Source organism: Brevundimonas sp., assembly GCF_016463485.1.
Lineage (GTDB): Bacteria > Pseudomonadota > Alphaproteobacteria > Caulobacterales > Caulobacteraceae > Brevundimonas.
This window is the reverse complement of the sequence record NZ_JAEMRD010000005.1, coordinates 55343-63666: the sequence shown is the minus strand read 5'-3', so window position 1 is coordinate 63666 and position 8324 is coordinate 55343. Positions and strand designations below refer to the sequence as shown.

10 protein-coding genes are annotated in these 8324 nt (G+C 67.7%); 1 reads left to right on the top strand and 9 read right to left on the bottom strand.

Features of this window, described 5'->3' with window-relative positions:
• Positions 1-296: 296 nt before the first annotated feature.
• The 5 genes from JHC99_RS02100 to JHC99_RS02080 form a co-directional block, all read right to left on the bottom strand.
• Positions 297-680: a hypothetical protein gene (locus JHC99_RS02100; RefSeq protein WP_292151813.1), complete on the bottom strand. Its 384-nt coding sequence runs from the start codon at positions 678-680 to the stop codon at positions 297-299.
• 57 nt (positions 681-737) lie between these two features.
• A complete protein-coding gene (locus tag JHC99_RS02095; protein WP_292151812.1) occupies positions 738-1268 on the bottom strand; it encodes a hypothetical protein in 531 nt (176 codons plus the stop codon).
• 228 nt (positions 1269-1496) lie between these two features.
• Complete coding sequence (locus JHC99_RS02090; RefSeq protein WP_292151811.1) at positions 1497-1871, bottom strand: hypothetical protein; 375 nt, start codon at positions 1869-1871, stop codon at positions 1497-1499.
• 13 nt (positions 1872-1884) lie between these two features.
• Positions 1885-2511, bottom strand: coding sequence for a polyhydroxyalkanoate synthesis repressor PhaR (phaR, locus tag JHC99_RS02085; protein ID WP_292151810.1), 627 nt, complete (start codon positions 2509-2511; stop codon positions 1885-1887).
• A gap of 92 nt (positions 2512-2603) precedes the next feature.
• The gene (locus JHC99_RS02080; RefSeq protein WP_271146315.1) at positions 2604-3314 is read right to left on the bottom strand and encodes a hemolysin III family protein; all 711 of its coding nucleotides are present in this window, start codon (positions 3312-3314) and stop codon (positions 2604-2606) included.
• Between the two features lie 149 nt (positions 3315-3463).
• Between JHC99_RS02080 and JHC99_RS02075 the strand changes: the two genes are divergently transcribed.
• On the top strand, positions 3464-4639 hold the full coding sequence (locus tag JHC99_RS02075; RefSeq protein WP_271146316.1) for an acetyl-CoA C-acetyltransferase: 1176 nt from the start codon (positions 3464-3466) through the stop codon (positions 4637-4639).
• 46 nt (positions 4640-4685) lie between these two features.
• On the opposite strand, the gene JHC99_RS02070 is transcribed toward JHC99_RS02075, so the two are convergent.
• The 4 genes from JHC99_RS02070 to argB all read right to left on the bottom strand — a co-directional run bounded on the left by JHC99_RS02070 (position 4686) and on the right by argB (position 8233).
• On the bottom strand, positions 4686-5666 hold the full coding sequence (locus JHC99_RS02070) for a hypothetical protein (RefSeq protein ID WP_292151809.1): 981 nt from the start codon (positions 5664-5666) through the stop codon (positions 4686-4688).
• Positions 5667-5778: 112 nt separating this feature from the next.
• Entirely contained in the window at positions 5779-6636 is an 858-nt protein-coding gene (gene dapD / locus JHC99_RS02065; protein ID WP_292151808.1) for a 2,3,4,5-tetrahydropyridine-2,6-dicarboxylate N-succinyltransferase, read from the bottom strand.
• Complete coding sequence (locus tag JHC99_RS02060) at positions 6633-7295, bottom strand: pyrimidine 5'-nucleotidase (RefSeq protein WP_292151807.1); 663 nt, start codon at positions 7293-7295, stop codon at positions 6633-6635. The genes dapD and JHC99_RS02060 overlap by 4 nt, the downstream gene beginning before the upstream one ends.
• Positions 7292-8233: an acetylglutamate kinase gene (gene argB, locus JHC99_RS02055; RefSeq protein ID WP_292151815.1), complete on the bottom strand. Its 942-nt coding sequence runs from the start codon at positions 8231-8233 to the stop codon at positions 7292-7294. The genes JHC99_RS02060 and argB overlap by 4 nt, the downstream gene beginning before the upstream one ends.
• Positions 8234-8324: the final 91 nt, after the last annotated feature.

Sequence of the window (8324 nt, the reverse complement as noted above, 5' to 3'; positions counted from 1 at the left end):
GATCGTCCCCGCCCCGCCGCCTCCAACCGCCGCGAGGCCCTCGCAGGCCGATCCCGACGCCCCGATCTCGACCCGGCCCCAGCCGCTGGACTGAGGCGGCCGCAGGGAGAGGGCATGCAGAAGGAATTTATTCCTTCTGCATGCTTGCGCATTGGCTGGCAGCGGCTATGTGGTGTGGGTGATGACCGTCTCCGTCGGATTCCAAACGGTTGAAACGGTTGAAACGGTTGAAACGGTTGAAACGGTTGAAACGGTTGAAACGGTCGACGCTTTTTGCCGACCTTTCGGGTCGCCGATCAGGCGGGCCGAAGGGTCAGGTAGCCGCGCTCGACCATGCGGCGCAGGCCTTCATAGGCTTCCGACAGTTCCTCATAGGCGCTGCGGAAGGCGGTGAGCCGAGCCGTCTGGTCGGGGGTGACGGGTGAGCCGGATTCCGACAGGCGCAGCGCCTCCGACACCCATTTGGTGCGGGCCGTGGCGACCGAGACGGCCAGGCGCTGGAACATGGCCGCGTCGATCACCGACAGGGAGGCGGCGATGACCTCGCGGTTGGAAATGAAGGCGGTGTAGTCGATCTGTTCCAGCAGGCCGCGCAGGCGGCGCTGTTCCTGGGGATCGGAATCCTGCGGCTCGAAATGGTCGCGCGAGCGGCGGGTGGAACTGGTGAGGATACTCGACATCGTCAGACCCATGGACGGGGAACGGGGGCGTCAGAAACCGAGGGTGCGCCTCGTGGGTTAACGATCGGTTCCGGTCGCCACGGGACGGGGCTGGTCCGGGGCGGTCCAGCCGGGCGGCAGGGGCTCGCCCCAACCCTCGGGCAGGTCGGCCGGGTCATGGTCGAAATAGCCGGTGGGTGAGCGAAACCCCAGCACATACCAGACCTCGATCATCCGGCCCCAGGCCAAGGCCGTCATCGGCGCGGGGGCTGTCTTCAGGGCGGCAAGGCCGAGCCCCAGCCGACCCGCGACGTCGGCTGCCTCCAGCGGGCCGTCCGGCTCGGACAGGATGTCTTCGATCAGGGTGTTCAGGGCGGTCTCGACCCGGCGCACGACCTTGGGCGAGACGGGCCCGGCGTCGGGGTCCAAGGTCCAGTCGCGCGCTTCGGACCGCAGGGCCGTCAGGTGGGCGCGGATCGCGGGGGTCAGCGCGACGGTCTCGTCGTCGGGCGACGGCTCGACCTTGCGGCCTCGCAGAAGCTGGACCGCCAGGGCACCCCCGGCGACGAGGACAAGGGCGATGGCCTGGATGGCGCGGGCGTTGCTCATGACGGGTCGTGGGCGAGGGGCATGGACGGGGTCTCCGCCCGGCCGCCCCTCCCGTCAAGTTCAGAGCAGGGCCGCGAACAGGACTGCGACGACCATGACGTCGAAGGCGCGGAAGGCGGAGGAGAGGAATGACATGGGCCGGGACCGCTGGATCGGGACAGAGGTCCCGTTCGCTGCAAGGCCCGGGCCAGATCGCGCATCAGGCGAACCGGCACGCGGGCCGGCCGATCAGACCTCGGTCTTGCCGGTCTTGCCGACGGGGGGGCGGCGTTCCTTGTCGCCCGAATACTCGGCCCCCAGATAGGTCGAACGGGCCGCGTCCATGACCGGCGGTCCGCCCCGGATGCCGGTGCGCTGCCCGCCCTGGCCGATCAGCTGGGCTGCGAAGGCGGCGGCGGGGGCGGCACTGACGTCGCGCATCAGGGTGGCGCGCTGGGCAGGCTCTGCCGGGCCATCCTGTGCAGGGTCGGGCTCGACGTCTGTCGGAACGAGGGCGCGAGAGGCGGGGCCTTCGCCGGGCGTGCGCCGCTGGGACGCGCGACGATCGCCGGAGCGACGCTCATTGCCCGCGATCGGGGGAATGGGTCGGACGCCGTCGGTCATTGCCCGACGGTCCTCACGGCTTGGGGGGCGAGGCTATGCGATCGATCTGGGCCCGCATCTCGTCCATCTGGCGGCGCATCTCGTCCAGCGGGTCGGGGCCGGAGGGGGCTGACGGCGCGGTCTCCTGGGGTGCCTCGGGCTCGGGACGGGCGGCGGCATAGGTCGAGAAGGCCGGGAACATCTTCATGGCGTTCTGGAACATGGCCATGTTCTGCTTGACGGCCTCCTCCATGAGGCTGCCGGTCGGGCCGCTGGAGAAGGCCTTGGCGACCTGGGTGCGGTACTGTTCCTGCTGGCGCGAGAAGCTCTCCAGCGACATCTCCAGATAGGAGGGCAGCACCCCCTGCATCTGGCCGCCGTAGAAGCCGATCAGCTGGCGCAGGAACTGGACCGGCAGCAGGGCCTCGCCCCGGCTCTCTTCCTCGAAGATGATCTGGGTCAGGATCTGGCGGGTCAGTTCCTCGTTGGTCTTGGCGTCGAAGACCACGAAGTCGGTGCCCTCTCGCACCATTTTGGCGAGGTCTTCCAGGGTGACGTAGGCGCTGGTGCGGGTGTTGTAGAGGCGGCGGTTGGCGTATTTCTTGATGACGACGACGTCGCCGTCCTTGGCCTTGCCAGTGTTGGGTTTGTCGTCAGCCACGCCGATCCAGCTCCCTGTCGATTTTGATCAGTATCCCGCAGTGCGAAGTGAGACGCCAGAGGCTTGTTGCACCGCGTTCCGGGACCACGACATCAGGCCAACTGAGGGGCCAGAACGACCCCGACGAGAACCGCGACCCAGTGAACGGCGGCACCCGCCACCACGAACCCGTGCCAGATGGCGCGGCGGAACTTCACCCGGGGGCTGATGAAGACGAACACGCCGGTCGTGTAGATCAGCCCGCCCAGCACCAGCAGAGCCAGGGCGATCGGGTGGACCGTTTCCAGCATGGGCTTCATCGCCACCACCGCCAGCCAGCCGAACAGGATATAGACCCCGCTCCAGAAGGCGTCCGAGATACGCGGAGCCACCAGCTTGACCGCCACGCCCGCCGCCGCGATGGCCCAGACCACCAGGGTGAAGCCGATGGCCCACATCCCCTCGAACCTCTGGGTCGTGAAGGGGGTGTAGCTGCCGGCGATCATCAGAAAGATGGCCGCCTCGTCCATCCGCCTCAGCACGGGCCGGGCGGCACAGGGGTTTGTCCAGTTGTAGATGGTCGAGGTGGTCAGCATGGCGATCAGGCAGATCGCATAGACCGCCGTGGCGATGACGGCGCCGGGCCCGCCGTAGATCGCCGCCAGCACCGCCAGGACGATGCCGCCGACACTGGCCAGGGACAGGCCGGTGATATGGACCCACAGATCGGCCAGGCGCTCGGCCCGGGTCTGGTAGTGATCGATCATGTCCAGCGCGTCGGGCGTGCAGACATGGGTAAACAATGACTTCAGGCGCATCCTCATGGCTCCATCAAGCCGCCGACCATTCGGTTCGTTCCCTCCATCTGAGCGCAAGCCGATGACCATCCGCTGAATCCCGCGTATGGGGCGTGACGAAAGCCGTCGGATGCGGCAGAAACGCCACGCAATATTTCAGCACCGGATGAATACAAATGACTGACGTCGTCATCGTCTCCGCCGCCCGCACCCCGGTCGGATCCTTCATGGGCGGTCTGTCCAGCCTGCCGGCGTCGAAGCTGGGCGAGATCGCGATCAAGGGTGCCCTGGAGCGGGCGGGCGTGGATGCCGCCGACGTCGACGAGGTGATCCTAGGCCAGGTCTTGCAGGCCGGGACAGGCCAGGGACCGGCCCGCCAGGCCTCGATCGGTGCCGGCCTGCCGATCGAGACCCCGGCCTGGAGCCTGAACCAATTGTGCGGCTCGGGCCTGCGCGCGGTCGCGCTGGGCTATCAGCAGATCATGCAGGGCGACGCTGCCATCGTCGTCGCCGGCGGCCAGGAGAGCATGAGCCAGGCCCAGCATTCCGCCTTCCTGCGCAGCGGCCAGAAGATGGGCGCGCTCGAGTTCACCGACACCATGCTGAAGGACGGGCTGATCGACGCCTTCCATGGCTATCACATGGGCCAGACCGCCGAGAACATCGCCGACAAGTGGCAGATCACTCGCGCGGCGCAGGACGGCTTCGCCGTGACCTCCCAGAACCGCGCCGAGGCCGCGCAGAAGGCCGGCAGGTTCGACGACGAGATCGTCGCCGTCACCATCCCCGGCAAGAAGGGCGACACCGTCGTCGACAAGGACGAGTTCATCCGCCACGGCGCGACCATCGAGGCGATGGAGAAACTGCGTCCGGCCTTCACCAAGGAGGGGTCGGTGACGGCTGCCAACGCCTCTGGCCTGAACGACGGCGCGGCAGCGCTGGTGCTGATGTCGGCCGATGAGGCGAAGGCCCGGGGAATCGAGCCCCTGGCCCGCATCGTGTCCTGGGCCTCGGCCGGCGTCGATCCGTCGATCATGGGCACGGGTCCGATCCCGGCCTCGAAGAAGGCGCTGGAGAAGGCGGGCTGGACCGTCGCCGATCTGGACCTGATCGAGTCGAACGAGGCCTTCGCGGCCCAGGCCCTGTGCGTCGTCAAGGAACTGGGGCTGGATACGGCCAAGGTGAACGTCAACGGCGGCGCCATCGCCATCGGCCACCCGATCGGGGCCTCAGGTGCCCGCATCCTGACCACCCTGCTGCACGAGCTGAAGCGTTCGGGCGGCAAGAAGGGTCTCGCCACCCTGTGTATCGGCGGCGGCATGGGCGTGGCGATGTGCGTCGAACGGGCCTAGGTCCGTTCGGTCTGGTGGCCGGCGGGCCTGAACCCGCCGGATCACCCTACAGGCGCGGATTGATCCAGAGCTGTGCCCCGTCCATGTAGGTGCGGCCGACCAGGGTCGGGGCCTCCGACATCGGATAGAACTGGCAGGGCCGCTCGCGGAACAGATGCCAGCCCCGGTCGCCCAGCATCTGGATGAAGTCGCCCTCGATCTTGCGGCTGTGGGTGCCGAGGAACAGGACGCGGACCTTGGTCTCAAGGTCGTCGATGATGCGGGGCAGCAAGTCTTCCTCGCCACCCTGGATGTCGATGTGCATGAAATCGATGATGTCGAGGTGAGCCAGGGCGCGGGTCACGCTGACGGCCTTGACCTCGATGGTGGCGATCGGCTGGCCGCGGTAGTCGTTGGTCGCGTCGGGGTCGGTGATCGCGGCCATGCCGGCGTCCAGCACATTGGACTCGGCCGGCCAGTACAGGACACTGTCCTCCCAGTGGGCGGCGGCGTGATGCAGTTTCCACTGATAGCCTGCGGCCTCGCCCTCGGCGGGCGCGTCGGCCGGGACGATGTTGTTGAGCGCCAGATGCTGGCGCAGGGCGTTGTATCGGTCGCCGTCGGCCTCGAAAGCGACGATGCGGGCGTTGGGGAAACCCAACCGGTGCGCGTTGACCGAGCCCAGGGACACCCACGGACCCCAGCCGGCGCCCAGTTCGACGATCGTCAGGGTGTCGCGGCCGGTGGCTCTCTCAACCGCGACGGCGAAGCCGACGTACTCGATCGCCTCGCCAAGATAGGTGTCGGTCGGGATCGGGATGCGGGTCTCGACGAAGCCCGTGCGGTCCCAGATCCAGGGGCAGTAGTCCAGCGACACCTTCACGCCCATGGCGTCGGTGAAACAGGTGGGATCGACCGCAGTGTCGGTCGGCATGATGGCGCGGATCCGCTCGGGGTCGTCTCCCAGATAGCCGCGGAAGACGTCCGTCTCCAGCGCAGGCAGGGCCTCTTCGATCGTCGAGGGATGCATTTCGTGCAGGGCGGCCATCGGAAAATCGACTCCGGAATCAGTAGGAAAGCCTCGGTGGAGGCCGGATGCAGTCCTGTTGCGGGGCGGTTGTCGCGTCAAGCCCAAAACGCCCGCAAGCTGTGGGGCGCGATCAGTCGCGCAGGAGTTCGTTGACGCCGGTCTTGGCGCGGGTCTGGGCGTCGACCCGCTTGACGATGACGGCGCAGTACAGCGAGGGGCCTCCGTTCGGGTCGGGCAGGGTGCCGGGCACGACGACCGAATAGGCGGGGACTTCGCCCCGGAACACCTCGCCCGTGGCCCGATCGACGATCTTGGTCGAGCCGGACAGATAGACGCCCATGGCCAGGACCGCGCCCTCGCGGACGATGACACCCTCGGCGACCTCGGCGCGGGCCCCGATGAAGCAGCCGTCCTCGATGATGGTGGGATTGGCCTGGAGCGGCTCAAGTACGCCGCCGATGCCGGCACCGCCCGACAGGTGGACGTTCTTGCCGATCTGGGCGCAGGAGCCGACCGTGGCCCAGGCGTCGACCATCGAGCCCTCGTCGACGAAGGCGCCGATGTTCACGAAGGACGGCATCAGGACGACGTTCCTGGCGATGTGGGCGCCGTGGCGGACGATGGCACCGGGCACCGAGCGGAAGCCGGCGGCCTGATAGTCGGCGGCCGCCCAGTCGCCGAACTTGTTGGGCACCTTGTCCCAGTAGGGGCCGACGCCGGGCGCGTGCGAGGTCGGGCCGCGATCGCCCGTGCGCATGATGACGTTCTCGTTCAGGCGGAACGACAGCAGCACGGCCTTCTTGAGCCACTGATGGGTGGTCCAGATGCCGTCGTCGCCACGCGTGGCGACCCGCGCCTGGCCGGAATCCAGCAGGGCCAGGGCCTTTTCGACGGCATGGCGAACATCGCCGTGGGTCGCGGGTGAGACGTCGGCACGGTCCTCCCAGGCCGCTTCGATGACGGCTTCCAGATGGGCGAGGTCGGTCATGCGGCGGCCTTGAGTGCGTAGGGGGTCAGGAAGTCGAGCAGGTCGGGGGCGGTCGCATCGACCCATGGCCCGATCTCGTGGCCGTGTCCGTCGCCGATCAGGACGGTGGCCATGCCGAGCGACCTGGCCGGCTGGAGATTGCGCGGCGTGTCCTCGAAGAAGACGGCGCGGTGGGCATCGATGGCGAAGCGTTCGACGAAGTGACGATAGGTCGAGGGGGCGGGCTTGGGCGTCAGGTCCATGTCCTCGATCGCGAAGACCCCGTCGAACAGGTCGGTGATCCCGATCCGCTCCATGACGCGGGCGGCATGAAAGCGTGCGCCGTTGGTCAGGACGAATTTGCGGCCCGGCAGTCCGGCCAGCACATCTGCCAGACGCGGATTGGGTTCCAGGCTATCCAGAGGTACGTCATGCACCTCGCGCAGGAATTTGGCCGGATCGACCGCATAGTTGGCCATCAGTCCGGCCAGTGAGGTGCCGTATTCGGTCAGGAACTGTTTCTGAAGCACCTTCGCCTCGTCGGCGGGCAGGCCGACCGCGTCCACCATGAAGGCGTTGATCCGGGCCTGGACCAGACCCATCACCCCCTGCTCGCGCGGATACAGGGTGTCGTCGAGGTCGAAGACCCAGGTGTCGATGTGCGACAGGTCCAGCGTCACGCCGTCACCAGCGTCCCGGCCCCGTGCTCGGTAAACAGCTCGACCAGCATGGCGTGGGGGCGGCGGCCGTCCAGGATGACGACGGCCTCGACGCCGGAGCATACAGCCTCGATGGCGGTCAGCAGCTTGGGGATCATGCCCCCGGTGGCGACGCCGGTGTCGATCAACCCTTGCGCCTCGGCCACCGACATCTGGCGAATGAGGTTGCCGTCTGCGTCCAGCACGCCCTTGACGTCAGTCAGCAGCAGCATCCGCTTGGCGTTCAGCGATCCGGCCACGGCGCCGGCGACCGTGTCGGCGTTGACGTTATAGGTCTGGCCGTCCTCGGCGACACCGATCGGGGCGATGACGGGCACCCAGTCGTCGGTCTCCGACGCGATCAGGCCGGCGATCAGCTTGGGGTCGACCTTGGTCGGCTCGCCAACGAAGCCCAGATCGACCTCGTGCTCGATCAGGCTGTCGGGGTCGCGGCGCGTGCGGGTGGTCTTCTCGACCGTCAGCAGGCCGGCGTCCTTGCCCGACAGGCCTACGCCACGCACATCGGCCTCCTTGCCGGCGACCGAGATCCAGTGCGCGATTTCCTTGTTGACCGCGCCGGACAGGACCATCTCGGCGACCGCCATGGTGTCACGATCGGTGACCCGCAGGCCGTCGATGAAGTTCGACTTCACCCCCGCCTTTTCCAGCATGGCGCTGATCTGGGGTCCGCCGCCGTGGACCACCACCGGGTTGACGCCCATCAGCTTCAACAGGACGACATCGGCGGCGAACTGTTTGGCCACGGCGGTCTCGCCCATGGCATGGCCGCCGTATTTGATGACGACGGTCTCGCGATCGTAGATCTGGATGTAGGGCAGGGCCTCGGCCAGGGTCTTGGCCGTCGCCCAGGCCTGGGCGTCGCGCGCCTGATCGTCGGATTGCCGGTCGGTGTCTTCCATCACGCGCGGGCTGATAGCGGCGGGAAGCGCCGCTGTCACGGTCAATCGGGACGGGCCCGCCTCGGCATCGTGATGGGGCCTCCGGCTTTCT

What these genes read in the sequence shown, in the direction of transcription:
- JHC99_RS02070 (WP_292151809.1), bottom strand. Translation starts at nt 5,666, where the DNA reads ATGGCCGCCCTGCACGAAATGCATCCCTCGACGATCGAAGAGGCCCTG.
- JHC99_RS02075 (WP_271146316.1), top strand. Translation starts at nt 3,464, where the DNA reads ATGACTGACGTCGTCATCGTCTCCGCCGCCCGCACCCCGGTCGGATCC.
- JHC99_RS02080 (WP_271146315.1), bottom strand. Translation starts at nt 3,314, where the DNA reads ATGAGGATGCGCCTGAAGTCATTGTTTACCCATGTCTGCACGCCCGAC.
- JHC99_RS02100 (WP_292151813.1), bottom strand. Translation starts at nt 680, where the DNA reads ATGTCGAGTATCCTCACCAGTTCCACCCGCCGCTCGCGCGACCATTTC.
- JHC99_RS02095 (WP_292151812.1), bottom strand. Translation starts at nt 1,268, where the DNA reads ATGAGCAACGCCCGCGCCATCCAGGCCATCGCCCTTGTCCTCGTCGCC.
- dapD (WP_292151808.1), bottom strand. Translation starts at nt 6,636, where the DNA reads ATGACCGACCTCGCCCATCTGGAAGCCGTCATCGAAGCGGCCTGGGAG.
- argB (WP_292151815.1), bottom strand. Translation starts at nt 8,233, where the DNA reads ATGGAAGACACCGACCGGCAATCCGACGATCAGGCGCGCGACGCCCAG.
- JHC99_RS02090 (WP_292151811.1), bottom strand. Translation starts at nt 1,871, where the DNA reads ATGACCGACGGCGTCCGACCCATTCCCCCGATCGCGGGCAATGAGCGT.